Source organism: Streptomyces sp. CA-294286, assembly GCF_050947155.1.
GTDB lineage: Bacteria > Actinomycetota > Actinomycetes > Streptomycetales > Streptomycetaceae > Streptomyces.
This window is the reverse complement of the sequence record NZ_CP192005.1, coordinates 2,876,267-2,900,053: the sequence shown is the minus strand read 5'-3', so window position 1 is coordinate 2,900,053 and position 23,787 is coordinate 2,876,267. Positions and strand designations below refer to the sequence as shown.

21 protein-coding genes and 1 pseudogene are annotated in these 23,787 nt (G+C 69.0%); 12 read left to right on the top strand and 10 right to left on the bottom strand.

Annotated elements, in window-relative coordinates:
* Window positions 1-8: 8 nt before the first annotated feature.
* On the bottom strand, window positions 9-326 hold the full coding sequence (locus tag ACQPZG_RS17650) for a cupin domain-containing protein (RefSeq protein WP_433546709.1): 318 nt from the start codon (window positions 324-326) through the stop codon (window positions 9-11).
* A gap of 72 nt (window positions 327-398) precedes the next feature.
* On the opposite strand from ACQPZG_RS17650, the gene ACQPZG_RS17645 reads away from it, so the two are divergent.
* The 4 genes from ACQPZG_RS17645 to ACQPZG_RS17630 all read left to right on the top strand — a co-directional run bounded on the left by ACQPZG_RS17645 (window position 399) and on the right by ACQPZG_RS17630 (window position 3,684).
* Window positions 399-779 (top strand): phage holin family protein, encoded by a 381-nt coding sequence (locus ACQPZG_RS17645; protein WP_433546708.1) that lies wholly within the window; start codon window positions 399-401, stop codon window positions 777-779.
* A gap of 4 nt (window positions 780-783) precedes the next feature.
* The gene (locus ACQPZG_RS17640) at window positions 784-1,932 is read left to right on the top strand and encodes a cystathionine gamma-lyase (protein ID WP_433546707.1); all 1,149 of its coding nucleotides are present in this window, start codon (window positions 784-786) and stop codon (window positions 1,930-1,932) included.
* A 283-nt stretch (window positions 1,933-2,215) separates the two neighbouring features.
* The gene (locus tag ACQPZG_RS17635; protein ID WP_433546706.1) at window positions 2,216-3,112 is read left to right on the top strand and encodes a LysR family transcriptional regulator; all 897 of its coding nucleotides are present in this window, start codon (window positions 2,216-2,218) and stop codon (window positions 3,110-3,112) included.
* Window positions 3,113-3,204: 92 nt separating this feature from the next.
* Window positions 3,205-3,684 (top strand): NUDIX domain-containing protein, encoded by a 480-nt coding sequence (locus ACQPZG_RS17630; protein WP_433546705.1) that lies wholly within the window; start codon window positions 3,205-3,207, stop codon window positions 3,682-3,684.
* 53 nt (window positions 3,685-3,737) lie between these two features.
* On the opposite strand, the gene ACQPZG_RS17625 is transcribed toward ACQPZG_RS17630, so the two are convergent.
* Window positions 3,738-5,231, bottom strand: coding sequence for a globin domain-containing protein (locus ACQPZG_RS17625; RefSeq protein ID WP_433546704.1), 1,494 nt, complete (start codon window positions 5,229-5,231; stop codon window positions 3,738-3,740).
* Between the two features lie 321 nt (window positions 5,232-5,552).
* On the opposite strand from ACQPZG_RS17625, the gene ACQPZG_RS17620 reads away from it, so the two are divergent.
* The 4 genes and pseudogenes from ACQPZG_RS17620 to ACQPZG_RS17605 all read left to right on the top strand — a co-directional run bounded on the left by ACQPZG_RS17620 (window position 5,553) and on the right by ACQPZG_RS17605 (window position 9,075).
* Window positions 5,553-6,431, top strand: a complete 879-nt coding sequence (locus ACQPZG_RS17620; protein ID WP_433546703.1) for a GNAT family N-acetyltransferase — start codon at window positions 5,553-5,555, stop codon at window positions 6,429-6,431.
* Between the two features lie 709 nt (window positions 6,432-7,140).
* Window positions 7,141-7,272: pseudogene (locus ACQPZG_RS17615) on the top strand (MarR family transcriptional regulator); the annotation flags it as partial.
* 51 nt (window positions 7,273-7,323) lie between these two features.
* On the top strand, window positions 7,324-7,776 hold the full coding sequence (locus ACQPZG_RS17610) for an N-acetyltransferase family protein (RefSeq protein ID WP_433549447.1): 453 nt from the start codon (window positions 7,324-7,326) through the stop codon (window positions 7,774-7,776).
* 123 nt (window positions 7,777-7,899) lie between these two features.
* On the top strand, window positions 7,900-9,075 hold the full coding sequence (locus tag ACQPZG_RS17605) for a winged helix DNA-binding domain-containing protein (protein WP_433546702.1): 1,176 nt from the start codon (window positions 7,900-7,902) through the stop codon (window positions 9,073-9,075).
* A 119-nt stretch (window positions 9,076-9,194) separates the two neighbouring features.
* On the opposite strand, the gene ACQPZG_RS17600 is transcribed toward ACQPZG_RS17605, so the two are convergent.
* Window positions 9,195-10,646 carry a serine hydrolase domain-containing protein gene (locus ACQPZG_RS17600; protein WP_433546701.1) on the bottom strand — a complete coding sequence of 484 codons (1,452 nt, stop codon included), beginning with the start codon at window positions 10,644-10,646 and terminating at the stop codon, window positions 9,195-9,197.
* Between the two features lie 162 nt (window positions 10,647-10,808).
* Window positions 10,809-12,269: a replicative DNA helicase gene (gene dnaB, locus ACQPZG_RS17595; RefSeq protein ID WP_433549446.1), complete on the bottom strand. Its 1,461-nt coding sequence runs from the start codon at window positions 12,267-12,269 to the stop codon at window positions 10,809-10,811.
* Between the two features lie 495 nt (window positions 12,270-12,764).
* On the opposite strand from dnaB, the gene ACQPZG_RS17590 reads away from it, so the two are divergent.
* Window positions 12,765-14,102 carry an MATE family efflux transporter gene (locus ACQPZG_RS17590; protein WP_433546700.1) on the top strand — a complete coding sequence of 446 codons (1,338 nt, stop codon included), beginning with the start codon at window positions 12,765-12,767 and terminating at the stop codon, window positions 14,100-14,102.
* Window positions 14,103-14,240: 138 nt separating this feature from the next.
* Here ACQPZG_RS17590 and rplI read toward each other — a convergent pair whose 3' ends face one another.
* The 4 genes from rplI to rpsF form a co-directional block, all read right to left on the bottom strand.
* Window positions 14,241-14,687: a 50S ribosomal protein L9 gene (gene rplI / locus ACQPZG_RS17585; RefSeq protein ID WP_185032466.1), complete on the bottom strand. Its 447-nt coding sequence runs from the start codon at window positions 14,685-14,687 to the stop codon at window positions 14,241-14,243.
* A gap of 18 nt (window positions 14,688-14,705) precedes the next feature.
* Entirely contained in the window at window positions 14,706-14,942 is a 237-nt protein-coding gene (gene rpsR / locus ACQPZG_RS17580; RefSeq protein ID WP_003967857.1) for a 30S ribosomal protein S18, read from the bottom strand.
* A 43-nt stretch (window positions 14,943-14,985) separates the two neighbouring features.
* Window positions 14,986-15,585: a single-stranded DNA-binding protein gene (locus tag ACQPZG_RS17575; protein WP_433546699.1), complete on the bottom strand. Its 600-nt coding sequence runs from the start codon at window positions 15,583-15,585 to the stop codon at window positions 14,986-14,988.
* Window positions 15,586-15,672: 87 nt separating this feature from the next.
* Window positions 15,673-15,963 carry a 30S ribosomal protein S6 gene (gene rpsF / locus ACQPZG_RS17570; RefSeq protein WP_016644628.1) on the bottom strand — a complete coding sequence of 97 codons (291 nt, stop codon included), beginning with the start codon at window positions 15,961-15,963 and terminating at the stop codon, window positions 15,673-15,675.
* Between the two features lie 266 nt (window positions 15,964-16,229).
* Between rpsF and ACQPZG_RS17565 the strand changes: the two genes are divergently transcribed.
* The 3 genes from ACQPZG_RS17565 to ACQPZG_RS17555 all read left to right on the top strand — a co-directional run bounded on the left by ACQPZG_RS17565 (window position 16,230) and on the right by ACQPZG_RS17555 (window position 18,905).
* Window positions 16,230-16,544, top strand: a complete 315-nt coding sequence (locus tag ACQPZG_RS17565; protein WP_433546698.1) for a hypothetical protein — start codon at window positions 16,230-16,232, stop codon at window positions 16,542-16,544.
* Between the two features lie 141 nt (window positions 16,545-16,685).
* On the top strand, window positions 16,686-17,807 hold the full coding sequence (locus tag ACQPZG_RS17560; RefSeq protein WP_433546697.1) for a lipid II:glycine glycyltransferase FemX: 1,122 nt from the start codon (window positions 16,686-16,688) through the stop codon (window positions 17,805-17,807).
* 66 nt (window positions 17,808-17,873) lie between these two features.
* On the top strand, window positions 17,874-18,905 hold the full coding sequence (locus ACQPZG_RS17555) for an alanine racemase (protein ID WP_433546696.1): 1,032 nt from the start codon (window positions 17,874-17,876) through the stop codon (window positions 18,903-18,905).
* Window positions 18,906-19,047: 142 nt separating this feature from the next.
* Here the strand turns inward: ACQPZG_RS17555 and ACQPZG_RS17550 are convergent, their stop codons facing one another.
* Together ACQPZG_RS17550 and ACQPZG_RS17545 are read right to left on the bottom strand one after the other, a co-directional pair.
* A complete protein-coding gene (locus ACQPZG_RS17550) occupies window positions 19,048-20,532 on the bottom strand; it encodes a glycosyltransferase family 87 protein (protein WP_433546695.1) in 1,485 nt (494 codons plus the stop codon).
* Window positions 20,533-20,734: 202 nt separating this feature from the next.
* Entirely contained in the window at window positions 20,735-23,467 is a 2,733-nt protein-coding gene (locus ACQPZG_RS17545; protein ID WP_433546694.1) for a transglycosylase domain-containing protein, read from the bottom strand.
* Between the last annotated feature and the right edge of the window lie 320 nt (window positions 23,468-23,787).

The following is a 23,787-nucleotide window of genomic DNA, read 5'->3' as shown; positions in this document are numbered from 1 at the left end:
GGATGCACTCAGCTTTCGGGCGGGGAGAACATCACCAGAACCCTCAAGTCCTCCGAGATGTGATGGAACTTGTGCGCCGTCCCGGCTGGTACGTAGACCACGCTGCCCCGCGCCACCTGCGTCGTCTCCATGCCGACCGTGATCGCCGCCCGACCGCTGACGACGAAGTAGATCTCGTCCTCGTTGTGCGGCGCCTGCGGATCCGTGTCGCCTGCATCGAGCGCGTACAGGCCGGCCGACATGTTCCGTTCCTTGAGGAACTGCAGATACGCGCCGTCGTTGGCGGCGCGCTCCGCCTCCAGCTCGTCCAGTCGGAATGCCTTCATGCTCGTTCCGCTCCTCGCCGTGTGATCGCTCCTTGCCTGTCCGGGGCGATCATCTCTGCCACGATCAGACACATGATGAATTTCGCAGTCAAGACGATCGCCAACGCGGTGGCCCTCTGGGTGGCCGTGTGGCTCGTCCGGGACATCACGCTCGACGGTGACAGCACCGGCCGTGAGGTCGGCACGCTGATCGTCGTCGCCCTACTCTTCGGGCTGGTGAACTTCCTGGTCAAGCCGGTGGTGAAGCTTCTGTCCTTCCCACTGTTCGTACTCACGCTCGGGCTGTTCACACTGGTCGTCAATGCGCTGATGCTGCTGCTGACGTCGTGGTTGGCCGACAGGTTCGACCTCGCCTTCCACGTGGAGGGCTTCTGGACGGCGGTCCTCGGTGCGCTGATCATCAGCGTCGTCTCCTGGGCGCTGAACATGCTGCTCCCCGACGGAAGGGACTGAGCCGATGCCGATGTCCAACGAGGACGGCGACGGCACCCGGGCCGTGCGGGCCGGACTGCCCGAGCCCGAGGCATATGAACCGACGCTTCCCGGCCCTGTGTTCGCCGCGCACTTCCACCTGCCCGGAGAGCCCACCGGCCCGTACACCTACGGCCGCGACGAGAACCCGACCTGGACCCACCTGGAACGGGCCATCGGTGAGCTGGAGGCCCCGCCCACCGAGAACGGGGGCCAGGCCGCCCACACCGTCGTCTTCGCTTCCGGCATGGCCGCCGTCTCCGCCGTACTGCTCTCCCAGGCGAAAGCCGGGGACACGGTGGTCCTCCCCGACGACGGCTACCAGGCACTGCCCCTGGTACGGGAGCAGCTGGAGGCGTACGGGGTTCAGGTGCGCACCGCACCCACCGCGGGAGAAGCACAGATCGCCCACCTCACCGGGGCGCGGCTGCTGTGGATCGAGTCGCCGTCCAACCCCGGCCTCGACGTCTGCGACATCCGGCTCCTCGCCGACGCCGCCCACGAGGCGGGCACCCTGGTCGCCGTCGACAACACCCTCGCCACCCCGCTCGGTCAGCGACCCCTGGACCTGGGCGCCGACTTCTCGGTCGCGAGCGGAACCAAGGGGCTCACCGGTCACGGCGACATCCTGCTGGGTTACGTGACCTGCCGGGACGCCGAGCTGGCGGCACGGGTACGGCGCTGGCGCAAGGTCGTCGGCGCGATCCCCGGCCCGATGGAAGCCTGGCTCGCCCACCGCTCCCTGGCCACCCTCCAACTGCGCGCCGACCGACAGGGCGCCACCGCCCTCGCACTGGCCACCGCGCTGCGGGCGCACCCTGTCGTACGTGACCTTCGCTATCCCGGGCTGCCCGAAGACCCCGCGTACCCGACCGCCTCGCGACAGATGCGGCGTTTCGGCTGCGTGGTGTCCTTCACGCTGCCCGACAGGGAGTTCGCGGAGAAGTTCCTGGACGGCCTGCGGCTGGTCGACGACGCGACGAGCTTCGGCGGCGTGCGGTCCACGGCCGAGCGACGCGGACGGTGGGGCGGCGACGCCGTGCCGGAGGGATTCATCCGGCTGTCGGTGGGTGCGGAGGACGCGGACAACCTGATCGTGGACGTGCTGCGGTCGCTCGACGCGGCGGTCGGATGAGTAGCGCCGCGTAGCCTACTGGCGTAGGACAGACGGTCCGAGCCTCCCCCCTCGTGGCTCGGACCGTCCCGGTTCTGCGCGCGGAGAACCGCCTGCACAAGGCTAGTTGACTGTGCGTCAGTGTCCAATCACGCCAGCGACAGAGACCTATCGACATATTTATACTGCGTCTTCGGGAACACCGGCGGGGACCGGACCACGGTGTCCGGACGGCGGGACGGAACGGGCGGACACCCGCCCCCGGCACCGGCGGCCGGGCACCGCGCAATGCGGAAGGCACGATATGGATCTCGCCCTGCTGCGCACCTTCGTCACGGTCCACCGGGCCGGCTCCTTCACCCGGGCCGCAGCCCTCCTCGGCCTGTCCCAACCCGCGGTCACCGCCCAGATACGCACCTTGGAGCGGCAGTTGGGCCGCCCGCTTTTCCTGCGCCGGGCCCGCGGCGTCACCCCCACCGCCATCGGCGACGAACTCGCGCACCGGGCCGCACCCCATCTCGACGCACTCGTCGAGATCACCGAGACCGGACTCGACGACCACACCGGCGTACGCACCCTGCACCTGGCCGGCCCTCCGGAGTTCACCTCGCTGCGCGCCCTGCCCGCACTGTCCCCGCTCACCGCACAGGGCCTCGCGTTGCGGGTCTCCTTCGGCAACTCCGAGGAGAACCTCGCCGGCCTCGCCGACGGACACCACGACCTGGCCCTCACCACGGACCGTCCGCGCGGCGGACTGCTGACCGCCACCGCCCTGTGCGACGAGGAGCACGTCCTGGTCGCCGCCCCCCGCTGGGCGAAGCACCTCACCCCCGAACTCCTCGCGGTCAAGGGAGCCGTCGTCCTGGAGCAGCTCCCGGTGGTCGAGGTGCACGAGAGCCTGCCGCTCGTCGCCCGGTACTGGGCCGCCGTGTTCGACACCCCGCCCGCCGCGGCCGGCACCGTCGTCGCCCCCGACCTGCGTGCCGTCCTGACCGCCACGGCCGCGGGCGCGGGCCTCGCCGTCCTGCCGCGTTACCTGTGCGCGAACGAACTCGCGAGGGGCGAGGTGGTGGCTCTGCACGAGCCCGCCGTCCCTCCGCTGCGCACCTACTTCCTCGCGGTGCGCGCCGGAACGCTCGCTCGCCCGCACATCGCACGGGCCCACGAATGGTTGCTGCGCGCGGCCGGCGACTGGTGCTGAACCTCCCCCTCGGGCTTCTCGGCCGCTGACCGGCGGAGGGCCAACAGGGGCAAGAGAGTTTCGGAGGGCCCCCGGCGGGCCACGTTATTGCCATGACCGAACGTCCCGTGGTCAAGCGCACCGCACGCGCCGTGCTCCTCGACGGCGAGAACCTCGTCCTGATCAAACGCACCAAGCCCGGCGTCGACCCGTACTGGGTGACCCCCGGCGGCGGAGTCGAGCCCGAGGACACCACGGTCGTCGACGCCCTCCACCGCGAGGTCGACGAGGAACTCGGGGCGAAGGTCACCGATGTGGTGCCCTGCTTCGTCGACACCGTCGAGCACATCACCGGGGACGGGCTCCCCGGCGCGAAGGTGCAGCACTTCTTCGTCTGCCGCCTGGAGTCCATGGATCCCGCGCGCCGCCACGGCCCCGAGGTCGACGAACCGCTGGGCGAGTACGAGATCGTCCGCATCCCGTTCAGCCGGGTCGGCATCGCCGCCGTACACCTCGTACCGCTGTCCCTGCGCCACTACCTCGACGGCAACATCGAGGGTGTACGCGCACTGCTCGCCCCTGACCTGGGCTGATCCCTTCGGCCCGGCTTTCGCGATCCCGGTCGGCGGCCCGCCCCCGGGCCGGTCTAACCCGCGGCGGCCACCAGTTCCTCGACCGAGTCGTGACGTATCCGACTGCCCGGTATGCCCGCCGTCCGGAGGGCGTGGAGCCCGCTGCGGATCATGCCGGGCGGCCCCGCGAGATACGCGTCGTACGACGTCCACGGGCCGAACCGCCGGACCGCCTCCGGGAACCGTGCCCGGTCGTCGACCACCGGGCGCACCGACAACCACGGATGCGACTTCGCCAGACGCAGCATGGTGTCGATGTCGTACAGGGCGTAGTCGGTGCGCGCTCCGTAGAACACCTCCACCGGTCGCCTCTCGCCGTGCTGCGCCACGTCCTCGACCAGCGCCTTGATCGGCGCGATGCCGGTGCCTCCGCCGATGCAGAGAAGCCCGCTGTCCGTCGTGTGGTCCACCGTCATCGACCCGGCGGGCGGGCCCAGCCGCAACACGTCCCCGGGCCGGGCCCGGTGCACCAACGCGTTGGACACCCACCCCGCCGGAACGGCCTTCACGTGCAGTGTCAGCAAACCGTCCGCGCGGGGCGCCGCAGCGAACGAGTAGTGCCGCCAGATCCGCGGCCACCACGGCGTCTCCAGGCTCGTGTACTGCCCCGCCAGGAAGGGATACGGCTGGTCGGGGCGCAGTGTCAGCACCGCCACCTCCGGGGTACGCAGATCGTGCGCGACCACCTCCGCCTGCCACCAGGCGGGGGACCTGAGCTCGCTCTCCGCCGCCGCGTCGATCATGATCTGCGAGATCGCCGTGTACGCACGCACCCACGCGGCCTCCGTCTCCCGGTCCCAGACCGTCTCCGCGTACCGGGCCAACGCCCCGATCAGGGCTTCGCCGACGGCCGGGTAGTGGGCGGACTGCGTGCCGTATTTGCGGTGGCCGGAGCCCAGTTGACGCAGGTACCCGGTGAGGGCCCGCGGATCGTCCATGTGCTCGGCCGCCGTCAGGAGCGCCTTGAACAGGCGGTCCCGCTGGGTGTCCATCGCCGGCGGGAACAGGTCCCGCAGGGCGGGATGGCGCAGGAACAGCAGCGCGTAGAAGTACGAGGTCGCCCGGTCGGCGACAGGCTCGATCTCGGCCAGGGTGCGCCGCACCCGAAGTGCGTCCGCAGAGGGCCGCCCCGCCGGCCGCACGCCGTCGGGAGGGCTCGGTGCGAGGCCGGTGCCGGACTCCGGCTCGCGCCCCGGAGCCGCGGCGCGCTCGGGAGCAGCGGGCGCGGTCGTAGCGGGAACGCCGGGCGTCGCGGGACCGATGGACACGGGGCCGGGCCCCTCGACGGGCACGGCGGGCTCACTGGGGCCGGTCCCGCCGACGGGTGCGGCGGGCGCGCCGACTGCACTGAGCGCGTGCGACGTGCCGAGGGCGGCGGGCGCAGACAAAGCGCCGGCCATGTCGCCGGTGCCCGCCTCGTCGTTCCCGCCCTCTTCTCCGGCCGCGCTGCTGTTCCCAGCCGCCGGGGTGGACAGAGCATCCATTCCGTGCCTCGCCTCGAACGTCATGTGGTCGCACTTCTCCCTCAATCAGAGCAAGGCGGAAAGGCTGCGCGTCGGCCGCAGTTCCCGTCATCGCAGCGTGCCAGCCCGTCCCTCAGAACGGGCGAAGACCGGGAAGTCCTGGTTTCCGATCTCTCGTTGGCTCTAGGCTGCTTTCGCTCCGTGTCGCGACCCGCCCTGCGGCCTTTCGGTCCGTGGCAGCGCATTCCCAGGAACGGCGACACCATTCCCCTGGAGCCCCGGCACACCACCCGGCGGTGTTTCACGTGAAACATCGCCCGCTAAAGCGCTGGACGGACGATCACAGCTTCCGACAGCCTGGCTCCCATGCCCACGCCGCTCGTCGAGCTCCCCGTTCGCCGCCTCACCCTGCGCGACCTCGCCGTCTGCGCCGACCTCGGCGAAGACCGGGACTGGCCACGTACCGAGCACAAATGGGGACTGCTGCTCACCGCCGGCACCGGCTACGGCATCGACGACCCGGTGGCCGGCGGCACATCCCTCATCGCTGCCTGCACCCTCACCGCGTACGGCGCCGACGCCCCACGCGGCCCCGCGTACGCCGTGGTCGGCATGGTCCTGGTCGCCGAGCGGCACGTCCGGCAGGGACTCGGCCTCCACCTGATGCGGCACGCCCTCGCCCAGGCGGGCCGCGCGCAGGTGTCGCTCTACGCCACAGAGGAAGGCCGGCGTCTCTACACCCGGCTCGGATTCGCCACGGCCGGCCACGCCGAAACCCTCCGCGGCCACTTCCGCTCCGCGGGCCCGCCGCCCTCGATCGCCACCCGTCCCGCGTCCCCAGCCGACCTCGCCGCCCTCATCCGGCTGGACACGGAGGTCTTCGGCCATGACCGCACAGCCATGATCGCCAGGCTGCCCGCTTTCGCCGACCAACTGCGCGTGGCCGAGGACCGAACCGGCCTCCTCGGCTACGCGGCCGCCTGGCCCGACGGGGAGAGCCATACCGTGGGGCCGCTGATCGCCCACGACACCGACACAGCGAAGGCGCTGGTCGCGTCCCTCGCGGCCGGCACCGACCGTCCGCTCCGCATCGACGTCGACGAGCACCACACTCAGCTGTGCGACTGGCTGCGCTCCCACGGCCTGACCACGGCAGGCCGCCAAACCGTCATGACGTACGGCGCGCCCGACCTCCCCGGGGACTCCCACCGCCGATTCGCCCCACTGTCGACGGCAACCGGCTGAGGGCGTACGTACGGCCCTCGGTACCTTCGTGCCGCTGGGCCGTACATGGGCCTCGGCCCCGCACGCAGACGCCGGTGACCCGTACGTACCTGCCCGTCATGCCTGTGCAACCACCGCTGTTTCGTCCGTACACGACCCCCGGTTCGTACGTACGCACCCATGCTGCGTACGTACCTCCCGGCTTCGGGCCGTACGTATACCGCCCGCCCGACACAGCACGCTGCGGAAGGCGGCCACACCGTCGCGCAGCCGCCTGCCCTCGGGTTTCGGTTGCTCGGGGCGCCGGCGCGGCGACTCCCGCCAGGCCGAGCGCCCCGGGACGGCGACGACGAGGAAAGCGATCCGCCGGCCCGCACTCTGCCCGAGGTACGTGCCGGGGCCGCCGCCCCGACCACATGGGCGGGCGTCAGGCCCCGGGACAGTCCGGGGACAACATCGCGATGGCCCGGCCATCTTCTGCGGCGCGACCAACCCGGCCGCCACGACCGGGCCGTCCCCGAAGAAGGCGCCGTGCGCAGGGGGCGGCCACACGTCCGGCCGGCATCCGGTCGAAGGCAGGCGCGACGGCGAAAAGCACGTTGCCCGCGACGAAGACCTCCCTCAGCAGCGTCAGATCCGCTCACGGGAGACGCGGGCACCCAGCACGGTCATCAGGGGCGCGCCGGGGTCGACCCCCGAGGCCGTACCCGTCGACGAAATGAACCGCACCGGCCGCGCCCTCCTCGCCGGAGCCCGCCCCACGCACGACACCGCCCTGCGCGAAGCCCTCGTCGGCACCGCCGAGAACGTCGGACTCGCGCCCCTGGTGCGCGCGGTGGAAGAGCTGCGCACCCCGGTCTGAGCTGCGTATTCTGCGCTCATGACCGAAGAGAGCGCCGTTCCGGGCGACCAGCTGTCCACCCTGTCGATACGCCCGGCGGCCGAGGCAGACCTGCCCGCGATCGTCGCGATGCTCGCCCACGACTCGCTCGGCGCACACCGCGAATCCCCGGACGATCTCACTCCGTACATCGCCGCCCTGAAGGGGCTGAAGGAAGACCCGAACCAGTACGTCGTCGTCGCCGAACTGGCCGGGCGGGTCGTCGGCACGCTCCAGCTGACGATCATTCACGGACTCTCCCGCAAGGGCGCCACCCGCTCGATCATCGAAGCCGTACGCGTCCACGAGGACGCCCGTGGCACCGGCCTGGGCACCCGGTTCATCGAGTGGGCGATCGCCGTATCCCGCTCGCGCGGCTGCCAGTTGGTTCAGCTCACCTCCGACGCCACCCGCACCGAGGCTCACCGCTTCTACGAACGGCTCGGCTTCACCGGTTCCCACGTGGGCTTCAAACTCACTCTCTGAACACCGCGAACGCGGCCGGGCGGGCCGGTGCGGGCCCGTACCGGCGGCGGAGGTGGCCCCCCGCGCCCGTACCACCGGCAGTCCCCGCCCCTTCACCTCCACCTCTTCGAAGGAGCTCCACCGGTGCCTCGTACCCCGACGCTCACCGCCGCCGAGCGCCGCCGCCGCCTCGGCCGCCGCCACCGCCTCTCCCCTTCCGCCAGCGCCACCAGCGCCGCAGCGGTCGCCGACGCCCTCGTCGGCCTGCACGCGACCGACGCGGCGACCGTGTTCCTCTCCGTCGCCGCACGCACCACCTCCTGCACGGTCCAGGACCTGGAACGCGAGATGTACGACGACGTCGCCCTCGTTCGCCTCCTCGCCATGCGCAACACCCTCTTCGCCGTCACCCGTGAACTCGCCCCGTACGTCTACGCCTCCACCGCCCGTGCCATCGCCGCCAAGGAGCGCAGGACCCTCCTCAAACACTTCGCCGAGGACGACGGCGGCCTCGACGCCGCCTGGCTCGAAGCCGCCGAAGCCGAGGTCCACGCACTCCTCGCCGCACACGGCAGCGCCTCCGGCAGCGAACTCTCCGCCGCGTCCGACGCGCTCCGTACGAGGATCACCGTCTTCCCCGGCAAGAAAGGGGAGACCGTCCAGGGCGTCGCCTCCCGGGTTCTCCGCGTCATGGCAGCCGAGGGCCGCATCCGCCGGGACCGCCCGCGCGGCACCTGGACCTCCAGCCAGTTCCGCTGGACCGCGAGCGAACCGTGGCCCGACCTGCCCGCCGCGGAGGCCAAAGCGGAACTGACCCGCCGATGGCTGCTCTCCTACGGTCCGGCCACCGAAGCCGACCTCAAGTGGTGGACGGGCTGGACCCTCGCCGACGTGCGCAAGGCCCTGACCGCGTCCGCCGCCACGGAAGTACGACTCGAAGACGGCAGAGCAGCCCACGTGGCCCCCGACGACACCGCCCCCGAGCCCGAAACGGAACCCTGGGCCGCCCTCCTCCCGGGCCTCGACCCCAGCGCCATGGGCTGGGCCGACCGCGGCTTCCACCTCGCCGACGAGCACCGAGCGTCGCTCTTCGACCGCTCCGGCAACATCGGTCCGACGGTGTGGTGGAACGGCGAGATCGTCGGCGGCTGGGCACAGCGGCCGGGCGGCGAGGTCGTCTGCCGACTTCTGGCGGACCGGGGCGCGGAGGCAACGACGGCCGTCGAAGCGGAGGCGGAACGGCTCAGCGCCTGGCTGGGACGGGCACGGGTGACTCCACGCTTCCGGACGCCCCTGGAGCGCGAACTGTCGACGGCATGAACCGGCGGGACGAGCTGTCGACGCCGGGGCCGCCGTTGCGGAACGGTCGGCCCATAGCCGCCACGGCGGCTGTCGGCGCCCTCTTACTGCCCGCCCGTCTCCGGGGTCCGCTCCTCACCTCATCCGATCCCGCGCCACCCCCCCTCGTCCACACCACCCGGAATCGGCGCCCCCGCCTCGTACGGCTCCCGGGTGAAGACGAACGACCCCAGGTCGAGATGGCTCACCGCACCCTGCGCGACCCCCACCGCGCCTCCGGCTCCGCGCACCACCCGCAACGTCTCCCCCGCGTAGTACCCGTCGAGCCCCACCCACGTCCCGTCCGGCCTCGCCCGAAAGCGCGAAGCCCGCCCCGTACCGCCGTCCAGCCGTTCCAGCGAGAACCCCCGGCCGGTGAGCAAGCGCAGGCCATAGGGAACCGTCCCCCAGTACCAAGCACCCGTCAGCTCCAGCAGCTCCTGGTGCACGTCCTTCTCCGCCAGGGGCTCCCACACGTCCGCGATACGCGGCTCCGCCTCCGCCACGAGGCACACCACCTCAACCGCCAGGGCCCCGGCCGCCGTACCCGAGGTCGCATTGGCCAGCGCCGCAGCAGCCACCCCGTCCGCCGCATCCACCCACAGCCCTGCCACGAAGCCCGGCAAAGAGCCTCCGTGTCCCACCAGCTCACGCCCGCCCACCCGCAGGACCTGCACCCCGAGCCCGTACGTCCCCGACCAGCCACCGGCCTCCAGAGGCGCGGCCGGCACCCTCATCTCCCGTACCGACTCCCCACTCAGCACCCGCTCGTCGCCCGCTGCCAGAAAGGCACCGAACCGGCACAGGTCACCCACCGTCGACCACAACTGTCCCGCAGGTGCCATCAGCCCCAGTTCCACCACCGGCTCGGCCAACAGCACGTCCGCCCACGGATGCACCGCCCAGCCCTGCGCGTACGGCGACTGCGGCTGCGCACTCGTCCGCGTCAACCCCAGCGGCTCCGTGATCTCCCGCCGCACCGCCTCCGCCCAGGACACCCCGCGCACCGCCTCAACGAGCGAGCCGAGCAGCGTGTAGCCGGGGTTGGAGTAGTGGTGCACCCGTCCTACGGGATGCGGACGCGCGGATTCCGCTCGTACGTCGCCCAGGACGTCGCCCAACCCGGGCCGCAGCTCGCTCGGCGTGCGCTCCCACCACGGCCCCGGCGTCTCGGCCGCCAACCCGGCCGTGTGCCCGAGGAGCTGAAAGACGGTCACCTCGCCGACCCCCGTCCCCGGAAGGTGCTTCTCCAGCGGGTCCGCGAGATCCAGCAGTCCCTCGTCGCGCAGCCGCATCACCAGCACCGCGGTGAACGTCTTGGTGATCGACCCGATCCGGTACTGCACGTCCACGTCGGGCTCCCGCCCGTCGGCAGCCGCCCCACGCACACCGCTCCACAGCACCCGCCCGTCCCGCTGCACCGCCGCAGCCAGCGACGGCACCCGGCCCGCGGCCTGCGCGGCGGCCACGCGGTGCAGCAGAGCACGCCGCGTACTGGGCAGCAGAAGTGGAAGATCGGACTCGTCGGCAAGTACGGCCGCGGAAGAAGTCATGCCCCACCCCTACCCCTCGTACGCACCGGACGCATCCTTCCCCCACGGCTGCTCGGCCTCTCCCCCCTCGGCCGCACCCCGCCAGGCGCACGCGTCCAGACCGTTCAGGGTCCGACTCCGACCCTCAAGTGGGTCCGAGACACAAGCCCCTCCAGGCTCCGATCACGTCTGCGCCATGTCCACGAACCGCGAATAGTGGCCCTGGAAGGCCACCGTGATCGTCGCCGTCGGACCGTTACGGTGCTTGCCGACGATGATGTCCGCCTCGCCGGCCCGCGGCGACTCCTTCTCGTACGCATCCTCACGGTGCAGCAGGATCACCATGTCCGCGTCCTGCTCGATCGAACCGGATTCTCGCAGGTCGGAGACCATCGGCTTCTTGTCCGTACGCTGCTCGGGGCCACGGTTCAGCTGCGACAGCGCGATCACCGGCACCTCCAGCTCCTTCGCCAGGAGCTTCAGGTTTCGCGACATGTCCGAGACTTCCTGCTGACGGCTCTCGCTCCGCTTGGAGCCGCCCGCCTGCATGAGCTGGAGGTAGTCGATGATGACCAGCTTGATGTCCTGCCGCTGCTTGAGCCGACGGCACTTCGCGCGGATCTCCATCATCGACAGGTTCGGCGAGTCGTCGATGAACAGCGGTGCCGCCGACACGTCCGGCATGCGGCGGGCGAGCCGTGTCCAGTCGTCGTCCGTCATCGAGCCCGACCGCATGTGGTGCAGTGCCACCCGCGCCTCCGCCGACAACAGTCGCATCGCGATCTCGTTGCGGCCCATTTCGAGGGAGAAGATCACGCTGGCCATGTTGTTCTGGATCGAGCAGGCCCGTGCGAAGTCGAGAGCCAGCGTCGACTTGCCCATGGCGGGACGGGCCGCGATGACGATCATCTGGCCCGGGTGCAGTCCGTTCGTCAGCGAGTCCAGGTCGGTGAACCCGGTCGGCACGCCGGACATCTGACCGCTGCGGGAACCGATCGCCTCGATCTCGTCGAGTGCGCCCTCCATGATGTCGCCGAGCGGAGCGTAGTCCTCCGACGTGCGCTGCTCGGTGACGGCGTAGATCTCCGCCTGCGCGGAGTTGACGATCTCGTCGACGTCGCCGTCGCCCGCGTATCCCATCTGCGTGATCTTCGTGCCCGCCTCGACGAGGCGTCTCAGCACCGCACGCTCGTGGACGATCTCCGCGTAGTACTCGGCGTTGGCGGCCGTCGGCACCGACTGCACCAGCGTGTGCAGGTATGGGGCCCCTCCGACCTTGGTGATCTCGCCACGCTTGGTGAGTTCGGCGCTGACCGTGATCGGGTCGGCAGGCTCGCCCTTCGCGTACAGGTCGAGGATCGCCTGGAAGACCGTCTCGTGCGCGGGCTTGTAGAAGTCATGGCCCTTGAGAACCTCGACGACATCGGCGATGGCGTCCTTGGAGAGCAACATGCCGCCGAGCACCGACTGCTCCGCGTCGAGGTCCTGTGGCGGTACGCGCTCGAAGCCGCTGCCGCCACCGCTCCAGCCACCGCCTTCGGAGCCCCGGTCGTGCCGGTCGTCCCGGCCGCGGCCGCCGTCGCCACCTCGCTTGCGGGCGGGCAGACGGTCACCGGGACCGCTGTCGGCCCAGGGGTCGTCCAAGGGCTCGGAAATAGTCACCGGCCCACCTCCTCCCGTCCGCGACGCGGACCTCGCTGTGCCACTCTTTCTTACGGCACGGCTCTGACAAATGAGACGCCCGACTTCCGCTTCCGGCAGATATCGGCAGTTCGAGCCCCGGTTCTGCGGAGCCGGGCCGCGCCGGAAGACAGGGCGGGCGCCGGTCCACGGTAGGCCCGCGGGCACCGTCAGCCAATCTTGTTATCCACAGGCCCTGTGAGAAACTCACCGCTGGCTGTGGAGAACCCCCCGGAACCTGTGCACGGAGCGGGGGACAGCATTGTGGACAAGTTCACAGCGTTCCCGTAGCGGGCCGTCTGACCTGCAAAAACACCATCCACGGGCTGTGGGGGAGAAAAACTTCTCCACCCCGACCAAGATCACCTCGGGAAGCACGCGCGCAGGCCCCGAAAACACGTCCTGGTAAGGGTTGCTGGCCCATTGCATCTCTTACCTGTGGAAGATTAGATTGAGCTCATGACTCAGGCTCCTGCGGTATCGAGACCAGGCCGCCGTCGGCACGACCGCGAGATCGTCGCCCTCGCCCTTCCCGCCTTCGGCGCACTCGTCGCGGAGCCGCTGTTCCTCATGGCCGACAGCGCCATCGTCGGCCATCTCGGCACCCCCCAGCTCGCCGGGCTCGGCGTCGCCTCGGCGCTGCTCACCACCGCCGTGAGCATCTTCGTCTTCCTGGCCTACGCCACCACCGCGGCCGTCGCCCGGCGCGTCGGCGCCGGAGACCTGGCCTCCGCGATCCGGCAGGGCATGGATGGCATCTGGCTCGCCATGCTGCTGGGCACAGCGGTCATCGCGGCCGTCCTGCCCACCGCCCCCGGCCTCATCGAGCTCTTCGGCGCCTCCGAAACGGCCGCCCCGCACGCCGTCACGTACCTGCGCATCTCCAGCCTCGGTATCCCGGCCATGCTCGTCGTCCTGGCCGCCACCGGAGTGCTGCGCGGCCTCCAGGACACCAGGACCCCGCTGTACGTCGCCATCGGCGGGTTCGCAGCGAACGGCATCCTCAACGTGCTCCTCGTCTACGGCTTCGGACTCGGCATCGCCGGCTCCGCCTGGGGCACCGTCGCCGCCCAGTGGGCGATGTCGGCCGTCTACCTCGTGGTGGTGGTCCGCGGCGCCCGGCGCCACGGCGCGTCGTTGCGCCCGGACGCCGCGGGCATAAGAGCCTCCGCGCGAGCGGGCGCCCCGCTTCTCGTCCGAACGCTCTCCCTGCGCGCGGTTCTGCTCCTCACCACCGCGGTCGCCGCCCGGCTTGGCGACGCAGACGTGGCAGCACACCAGATCATCCTGACGCTGTGGAGCCTGCTGGCCTTCGCACTGGATGCCATCGCCATCGCCGGCCAGTCAATCATCGGCCGCTATCTGGGTGCGGGCGACGAGGAGGGGGCCCGTGCCGCCTGCCGTCGGATGGTCGAGTGGGGCATCGCGGCAGGTGTGGTTCTGGGGATCCTGGTCGCGGTGTCCCGCCCCCTGTTCATGCCCCTCTTCACAAGCGACCAACTGGTACGTGACGCCTTGCTGCCCGCTCTCCTGGTGGTGGCCGTATGTCAGCCGATCTCAGGGGTGGTCTACGTTTTGGACGGCGTACTGATGGGGGCAGGCGACGGACCGTACCTGGCCTGGGCGATGCTCGCGACGCTCGCGGTCTTCGCACCGGTGGCGCTCCTGGTGCCGAAACTGGGCGGCGGACTGACCGCGCTGTGGTGGGCCATGGTGCTGATGATGGCGGTCCGGATGGCCACTCTGTGGTGGCGGACCCGCTCGGGACGCTGGATTGTCACGGGAGCGACCCGCTGAGGCAGCGCGCCATGTTTCACGTGAAACGAAGCGGCCGGGCAGCACCACGCCGCGTCCGAAAACGTGTGTGGGCCGCATCCCCGGAGGGATGCGGCCCACACACGTGCTCAGACCTTCTCAGGCCGGGGCGTGCTGCACTCAGGCAGCGACGACCTCGACACCGAGCTTCGCGGCCACGTCGTCGTGCAGTCGCACGGAGACCTGGTGCGAGCCGAGGGTCTTGATCGGGGCGGCAAGCTCGACGCGACGCTTGTCGACCTTCGGGCCACCAGCGGCGACGATCGCGGAAGCGATGTCGGCGGGGGTGACGGAACCGAAGAGACGGCCCGCGTCGCCGGAGCGAACGGCCAGGCTGACCTTCGTGCCTTCGAGCTTGGCCTTGACCTCGTTGGCCTGCTCGATGGTCGCGATCTCGTGGATCTTGCGGGCGCGGCGGATCTGCGCCACGTCCTTCTCGCCACCCTTGGTCCAGCGCAGCGCGAAGCCGCGGGGAACCAGGTAGTTGCGAGCGTAGCCGTCCTTGACGTCGACGACGTCGCCGGCGGTGCCGAGGCCGGAGACCTCGTGGGTCAGGATGATCTTCATCTGTCGGTCACCCTTCCCTTATCGCGCGGTGGACGTGTAGGGCAGCAGCGCCATCTCACGGCTGTTCTTCACAGCTGTGGCGACGTCACGCTGGTGCTGCGTGCAGTTGCCGGTGACGCGGCGGGCACGGATCTTGCCGCGGTCGGAAATGAACTTCCGCAGCATGTTCGTGTCCTTGTAGTCCACGTACTGGGTCTTGTCCTTGCAGAACGCGCAGACCTTCTTCTTAGGCTTGCGCACAGGCGGCTTCGCCATGGTGTTTCTCCTGTGTGATCAAGAAGTGGGAGTTCGAGCTGCCTTAGAAGGGCGGCTCGTCCGAGTAGCCACCGCCGCCGGAACCGGAAGCGCCGGAGTTTCCACCCCAGCCGCCCCCGCCCTGCTGCGGCTGTCCACCGGCCGGCGCGCTGGAGGCCCAGGGGTCGTCGGAGGGTGCTCCGCCGCCCTGCTGGCCGCCACCGGAGCCGCCGCCCCAGTTGCCGCCGCCACCCTGCTGGCCGCCACCGCCGCCGAACCCGCCGCCTTGGGCGCCGCGGCCGGAGGTCTTGGTGACCTTGGCCGTGGCGGTCTTCAGGCTGGGACCGACCTCTTCGACGTCCAGTTCGTAGACCGTGCGCTTGATGCCCTCACGGTCCTCGTAGGACCGCTGCTTCAGCCGGCCCTGCACGATGACGCGCATGCCTCGCTGGAGCGACTCCGCGACGTTCTCCGCCGCCTGACGCCAGACCGAGCACGTGAGGAAGAGGCCTTCGCCGTCCTTCCACTCGTTGGTCTGCTTGTCGAAGATGCGGGGAGTGGACGCGACACGGAACTTCGCGACCGCCGCACCGGACGGGGTGAAGCGCAGCTCGGGGTCGTCGACGAGATTGCCGACGACCGTGATGACGGTCTCGCCTGCCATGGGTGAACCTCTCGGCGGGGATTGCTGCTGGCTGCTGTGGTGCTACTGGTGGGTGCTACTCGGACCCGGTGGGCGCTGAACCGAAGTTCAGTGCATTTCCGGGCGGAGGACCTTGGTCCGGAGGACCGACTCGTTCAGGTTCATCTGTCGGTCGAGCTCCTTGACGACCGCAGGCTCGGCCTGCAGGTCGATGACCGAGTAGATGCCCTCGGGCTTCTTCTTGATCTCGTAGGACAGACGACGACGGCCCCAGGTGTCGACCTTCTCGACCTTTCCGTTGCCCTCACGGACGACGGAGAGGAAGTTCTCGATCAGCGGGGAGACAGCGCGCTCCTCGAGATCGGGGTCGAGGATGACCATCACTTCGTAGTGACGCATGTGGAACCCACCTCCTTTGGACTCAGCGGCCACGGTCGTTCCGTGGCAGGAGGGTCGTGATGCGTAAGCAACGGTATCGACTGCCACTGACAATCCCGTGGGAAAGGACCCTCGGGATGTTGAGGGCAGGGGTGACACCGGTGCAGACCGTCCAGAGTACCCGTAGAGAGGCTTCCGGTTGAAATCGGGCCCCGAGTGGCCGCAATCTGGACACCTCGGGTGTGAGCGGCGCTACAGTGCGCCGCCTTCCTGCCAGGAGGTGCCTCATGGCGCAGGCAATGCGACGCGGTCCGTCCGTCTCCCTCTTCGCGACCGACGGGAAACCCCATCCGCTCCAGGACACGCTGATGGCGGTGACGCTGGTGCTGGGTGTGCTGGCCCTCGTCACGGCGATGTTCCACGATCTTCACCTGCTGAGTTCGTGGGCGGGGCTGGTCGGGATCGTCACCGGTGGGTACGGCTTGTTCATCTCCGCCACGACCCGGGAACGCTTCTTCACGATCATCGGGCTGGGTGCAGCGGCTCTCGGCTTCTTCCTCGGCATGGCGCACGGCGGGCTGTTCGGCGGCGTGCTGGGCTGACCGGCGACTCAGCGGGTCGGCCGCTCTACCTCGGGCCCGCCCGGCGGGGCCAGACGGGGCGCTCCTGTGGCGCAGTAGGCTTCGGCGCGAGAGCCGGAGCCCCTGACCCCATGGGGACACAGCTGCCGAGGAGTGCCCCGCATGACGAGCCTGACCCTGAGGACCATCAGCCGAGAGCAGCATCTGGCCTACCTCCAGAGCCTGCCCGCGGCGAGCCACATGCAGGTCCCGGCGTGGGCCGACGTGAAGGCGGAGTGGCGCTCGGAGAACCTGGGCTGGTTCGACCGCACCGGCGAGCTGGTCGGTGTCGGCTTGGTGCTGTACCGCCAACTGCCGAAGATCAAGCGTTACTTGGCCTATCTTCCCGAGGGCCCGGTGATCAACTGGTATGCGCCGAACCTGGACGACTGGCTGCAGCCGATGCTGGCCCACCTGAAGCAACAGGGCGCCTTCTCGGTGAAGATGGGTCCGCCCGTCGTCATCCGGCGTTGGAACGCCGCCGCTATCAAGGCAGGCATCCAGGACCCGGACGTGAAGCGTCTGCGCGACGTGGAAGCCACCCACATCGAGCCGCGCGCTTTCGAAGTGCAGGACCGGCTGCGGAAGATGGGATGGCAGCAGGGCGAGGACGACGGGGCCGGCTTCGGTGATGCGCAGCCGCGGTACGTCTTCCAGGTGCCGCTGGCCAACCGTTCACTGGAGGAGGTCCACAAGGGCTTCAACCAGCTGTGGCGGCGCAACATCAAGAAGGCCGAGAAGGCCGGGGTCGAGGTGGTCCAGGGCGGCTACCAGGACTTGGCCGAGTGGCAGCGGCTGTACGAGATCACGGCCGTGCGCGATCATTTCCGGCCGCGTCCACTGGAGTACTTCCAGCGCATGTGGTCGGCCCTCAACACCGAGGACCCGAACCGGATGCGGCTGTACTTCGCCCGGCACAACGGAGTGAACCTCTCGGCAGCGACGATGCTGGTCGTCGGCGGGCACGTCTGGTACTCCTACGGCGCTTCGGACAACATCGGCCGTGAGGTGCGTCCGTCGAACGCGATGCAGTGGCGAATGCTTCGGGATTCCTACGCGATGGGCGCCTCCGTCTACGACCTGCGCGGCATCTCCGACTCGCTGGACGAGACGGACCACCTCTTCGGTCTGATCCAGTTCAAGGTGGGTACGGGCGGCGAGGCCGCGCAGTACCTCGGCGAATGGGACTTCCCGCTCAACAAGCTGCTCCACAAGGCGCTCGATGTCTATATGTCACGTCGCTGACCTCAGCCTTCGTACCTCGGCAACACCACAACTCACCGCAGCAAGGGAAAGGTTCCGGACCGGCTGATGGCGCTCACTCTCTACGTCGACACCGCGCGCTGGCGGGCGCACCAGAAGTCCGTGATCGAGCAGTTCCCGGGCCTGGTTCCAGTCTGCAAGGGCAATGGCTACGGATTCGGTCACGAGCGTCTCGCCGAGGAGGTGACACGATTCGGTTCGGACATCCTGGCCGTGGGGACGACGTACGAGGCTGCCCGGATCAAGGACTGGTTCAGTGGTGATCTTCTGGTACTGACCCCGTTCCGGCGGGGCGAGGAGCCGGTGCCGCTGCCGGACCGCGTGATCCGTTCGGTGTCCTCGGTGGACGGTGTGCACGCCCTGGTGGGCGCGCGGGTCGTCATCGAGTGCATGAGCTCGATGAAGCGGCACGGCGTGAAGGAGTCCGAGCTCGCGCTGTTGCACGCGGCGATCGAGGACGTGCGCCTGGAGGGGTTCGCGCTACATCTGCCGCTGGACCGCACGGATGGCTCGGATGCGGTCGAGGAGGTCATCGCCTGGATGGACCGCCTGCGGTCGGCCCGTCTTCCCCTGCACACGATGTTCGTCAGCCATCTGAAGGCCGAGGAACTGGCGCGGCTCCAGCAGCAGTTCCCGCAGACGCGGTTCCGGGCGCGCATCGGTACCCGGTTGTGGCTGGGCGACCACGAGGCGACGGAGTACCGCGGAGCGGTGCTGGACGTGACGCAGGTGTCCAAGGGTGACAGGTTCGGCTACCGGCAGCAGAAGGTGGCGTCCGACGGATGGTTGGTGGTCGTCGCGGGCGGTACCTCGCACGGCGTGGGTCTGGAGGCGCCGAAGGCGCTGCACGGGATGATGCCACGGGCGAAGGGGGTGGCGCGGGCCGGTCTGGCGACGGTGAACCGGAACCTGGCACCGTTCGTGTGGGCGGGCAAGCAGCGCTGGTTCGCGGAACCTCCGCACATGCAGGTGTCCATCCTGTTCGTGCCCTCCGACGCGACGGAGCCGAAGGTGGGCGAAGAGCTGGTGGCTCATCTGCGGCACACTACGACGCAGTTCGACCGGCTGGTGGATCGCTGATCGTCGTTTCACGTGCAACACGCGGGTCGCGTTTCACGTGAAACAGGGGGGCGCGTTTCACGTGAAACAAAGGGCCGCCCGTGCACTTTTGCGCGGGCGGCCTTGCTGTGCGCGGAGATGACCGTGCCGTTGCAGGCCCGGTTCAGTCCGGCGCGGTGTGGGTGCCCTTTCCGGCGCCCCACTGCACACGGGGCCTCTGGAGCTGCTGCGCCGTGTGCTGGGGCCGACGGTCGGTCCGACCAAGGGCGAAGACGTCCAAGGCCCTGTCGAGAACGCCGCCGGACGGGTCGTCGGAGCCGTCGCGCCGAACCTGGTCCCGTTCGGGCAGGAGGATGTCGCGGACGATGACGGCACAGACGTACAAGGTGCCGATGAGGTGCAGGGCGATGGCGAGGTGGTAGCCGTCGGTGGGCAGGCCCTGGCGTTTGTCGCCGCTGGTGGTGAAAGCGAGGTACATCCAGATACCGAGGAAGTACATGACTTCGCAGGCCTGCCAGATGAGAAAGTGCCGCCAGCGCGGCAGGGCGAGCGCGGCGAGGGGGATCAGCCACAGGACGTACTGGGGGGAGTAGACCTTGTTGGTGAGAATGAACGCGGCAACGACCAGGAAGGCGAGCTGCGCGAAGCGGGGGCGGCGGGGAGCGGCGAGGGTGAGCCACCCGATTCCGGCGCACAGCAGCAGCATGAGCAGCGTGGCGTAGGTGTTGACGCTCTCCACTTCGAAGGACTTTCCCGTGCGCTGAGTGATGATCAGCCAGAAGGAACCGAAGTCGACCTGGCGTTCTTGACTGAAGGTGTAGAACTTCTTCCAGCCCTCGGGGGCGAGAAGCATGACGGGCAGGTTCACCAGCAGCCAGGAGCCCGCTGTGCCGAGTGTCGCGACACCGAACTCACGCCATTTGCCGGCTCTCCAGCAGAGCAGAAACAGCGGTCCGAGAAGCAGCACGGGGTAGAGCTTGGCGGCGGTCGCGAGTCCGATGAGGATGCCGAAGGCCAGCGACCGACCGCGTGACCACATCAACATTCCCGCGGCGGTCAGGGCGATGGCGAGCAGGTCCCAGTTGATGGTCGCGGTGAGCGCGAAGGCGGGGGCCAGCGCGACGAGAAGGCCGTCCCAGGGGCGCCTGCGGTGCGTGCGGGCGACGCAGACGGCGATGACGACGGCACAGATCATCAGCATGCCGCAGTTGACGATCCAGTAGATCTGCTCGCGGTACTTGATGTCGCCGTCGGACGGGGTCAGCCACGACGCGACTTCCATGAACAGTCCGGTCAGGACCGGGTACTCAAGAAAGTTCATGTCCCCGGAGAGCCGGTCGAAGTAGGGCATCAGGTTCTCGGCGAAGCCCCGCCCGCCGAAGAGGTGGGGGATGTCGGAATAGCAGGCATGGGTGTACTGGGAGCTGGTTCCCTGGAACCAGGCCCAGTTGTAGCAGGGCAGTTTCTGCACCATGCCGAGGGCGAACATGCCGATCATCGCCAGTGCGACAACCCGCACGGGTGTGAGCCGGCTGCTGCCGGTCCTGGCCCACCGGCCGATGGGACCGCCGATCAGCTCACTGCCGGCGGCGGCGACCTCGTCCTGCCGCGTGGGTGGTACCGGCCGGTCCTCGTGCACGCTCGTCATGCGGGACATCCTGCCGTACGGGCCTGTGTGGAACGTGGGTGCTGCGGCACGCCCCTTCCCGGCCGTACGGGAGACACCGCCGTACGTGGTAGGCAACACCGTCGTGCGGGAATACGGGCGAGGGCCGCCGCACCGTGTTGCTGGTGCGACGGCCCTCGGGGCCTGGCGCCGCTACTGCGCATTCTGCGACGAAGGTGCGGCGTTAGCCGTCGTTGCCGCCCAGGAAGCCGCCGCCGCCGTTGCCGCCACCGCCGTCCGCGGCACCGCCGCCTCCGTTCTGGCCTCCGTTGTTCCCGCCGTCCGGCGGGAACGGTGTCTTCGTCGCACCGCCGCCGTTGTCACCACCACCACCGGCGTCGGCGCCGCCGCCCCCGTTGGCACCGCCCGGGTCGTTCTTGCACTTCCAGTCCCACGGGTCGCACTCCTCGTCGCCGCCGCCCGGCGTCTCGACCGGAGGCGTCGTGGGCGGGGACGTCGTGGGCGGGGTGGTCGGAGGCGCCGTCGTCGGAGGCGCGGTCGTGGGGATCTCGGTGGGCGTGGGCTCCGGGCTCTTGGCACCACCGCCGTAAACCGTCTTGCCGATGGGCTCCGGCACCGGGAAGGTCATCTTCTCCGCACCCTTGAGCGCTTCGAGCATGTAGTCGTGCCAGATGTCGGACGGGAACGAGGATCCGTGGATCTTCTTCTGACCGCCGGTGTTGAACATCTTCAGGAACTCACGGTTCTTGCTTTCGGCGTTGTCGTCCAGCCGGTACATGTCGATGGCAGTCGACAGTTGCGGCGTGTAGCCCACGAACCAGGCTGACCTGTTGCCGTCGGTGGTACCCGTTTTGCCGGCCACCTCGCGTCCCGGAAGCTGGGCGTTACTGCCGGTGCCGTTCTCCACGACGTTCTTCAGCACGTCGGTGACGTTGTCGGCGACGTTGGCCGGGATCTTGTTACTGGGCTTCGCCTCGTGCTCCCAGATGACGCTCCCCCCTCGTTCGACTTTCGTCACCGAGTAGGGATCGTTCTGCTTGCCGCTGGCTGCGAAGGTGGCGTACGCACCGGCCATCCGGATCGCGCTCGGGTCGGAAATGCCGATGGAGAACGACGGATTCTGCCAATTGGTGAGGCTGCTCTCCAGCAGTCCGGCGTCGATGGCCGTCTCACGGACCTTGTCGATGCCCACGTCCATGCCCAGCTGCACATAGGGCGAGTTCGCGGAGACCTCCATGGCCTTGTGGAGGCTGATGGGCCCGTACGACTCCTGACCGTCGTTGGTCTGGAGCCATTCCTTGCCCTCTTCGTTCCGCCAGACGTCCCCGTTGTACTGCTTGATCTTCAGCTTGTTGTCGCCGTTGTAAATGCTCTTCGGAGAGATGAGTGTCCGCTCGTCCTCCGACTGCTCCTTGCCGCCCGCGGGGTTGCGCTTTCCGTACTGCATGGCGGCTGCCAGCACGAAGGGCTTGAAGGTCGAGCCGACCTGGGCACCCGTCTGGTCGGCGTTGTTGGTGAAGTGCTTCGTCGCGTCGTCACCGCCGTAGACCGCGACGATCTTCCCGTTCTTCGGATCGACCGACGCACCGCCGAACTGAACGTGAGTGTCGTACTTCGGCCGCTTCTGGGGATCGATGTTCTTCTTGTAGATGTTCTTGACGGCTTTTTCGAGGCTGTTCACTTTCTGCTTGTTGAAAGTGGTGTAGATGTGGTAGCCGCCCTGGGACAGTTTGTCAGCGGTAATGTTCTGGTCGTTCTTGTTGATGAAGTTGGCCTTGGCGAGGTCGACCAGGTATCCGATCTGGCCGCTCAGGTTGGCGTTCTTCCTTATCGGCTTGACGTTGGGAAAAGTCGGGTACTTGTCCCTTTCGGCCTGAGTCAGCCTGCCGTCCTTGACCTGCTCGTTGAGGATCCAGTTCCAGCGGTCCACGGCCCGCTTCTTGTTCTTGGCCGCGGTGGCCTCCGGGTCGATGGCCGGCGCGCCCGCGGGGTCGAAATAGGTGGCGCCCTTCAGCACGGCTGCCAGGAAGGCGCACTCACTGGCGTCGAGATCCTTGGCGTCCTTCTCGAAGTACGCCTGGGCGGCGGCCTGCAGGCCGTAGGCACCCCGTCCGTAGTACGAGACGTTCAGGTACCCCGCCATGATCTCTTTTTTGGAGAGTTCGTCTCCGACCTTGATGGAGACGAGGAGCTCAGTGAACTTCCGGGTCAGGGTCTGCTCCTGAGTGAGCCTGGAGTTCTTGACGTACTGCTGGGTGATGGTCGATCCGCCCTGGGTGTTGCCGCCCATGGCCATCTTGGCGACCGCCCGCAGGATGCCCATGGGGTCGACCCCTGGGTCCTTCTCGAAGCTCTTGTTCTCCGCCGAGATGACGGCGTGCTTCATGGCGTCGGGGATCTTGTCGTAGTCGAGCACCTGGCGGTTGAACTCTCCGCCGGTCGCGACCATCTGTGCTCCGTCGTCCCAGTAGTACACGTTGTTCTGCGCCTTGGCCGCCGCATGGACCTGGGGGACTTCGACCCACGCGTAGGCCATGCTGCTCGCGGCCAGGAGCGCGCCGATGAAGCCGACGCACAGTCCGGCCATCTGCTTCCACGACGGCACGAAGCGCTGCCAGCCGTCCTTCGTGGAGCGCGGGTAGTCGATGAGTCGCTTCTTCTGTGGGCCGTCGCCCCTTCCGCGACCGCGCCCGGGGCCCTCGGGGCCGCCCCGGCCCCCACCACGTCGGCCGCCTCCTCCGCCCCGCTGTGCGGCGCGACGGGCCTCGGCCCTCCCTCCGTACGACGGTTCCTGCCCGTACGAACCCTCCTGGTGGTACGAACCAGGCGGCGGCCCCGCGGCGCTGCCGCGGGACGGCGGGGCCGCACGGCGGCCCGAAGGTTGCTGGGCGGCTTTCCTGGCCGCGGCACGTCCGCCACCTTGCGGCTGCGGAGGTTTGCGACGGTGCTCGCTCATCGAACGACTACTCCTCGGGCAGGCGAGTACGCCTGGAAGCGGCAGTTGAGTTCCGGTCCCCCCGAAATGCGGACAGGCCCTCCCACAGGCCGGTCCTTGCTACTGCCGGGAACACGACGCCCCCTTGCGTCACGCGGCTCCCGGTGTTTTGCATGCCGCACAGACTACGCACGCTCAAAACCCACTCTGTGCCGATGGTCACCCCAAATCAGGCAAGTTGCTTGTCACGAGGCCGTGATGTGACGCCGTTCACCCTGGCTGCCCTTGTTGTCCAGGGACAGTCGTTCTATCGTCTGGATGTATCGAGTCGATACATCAGC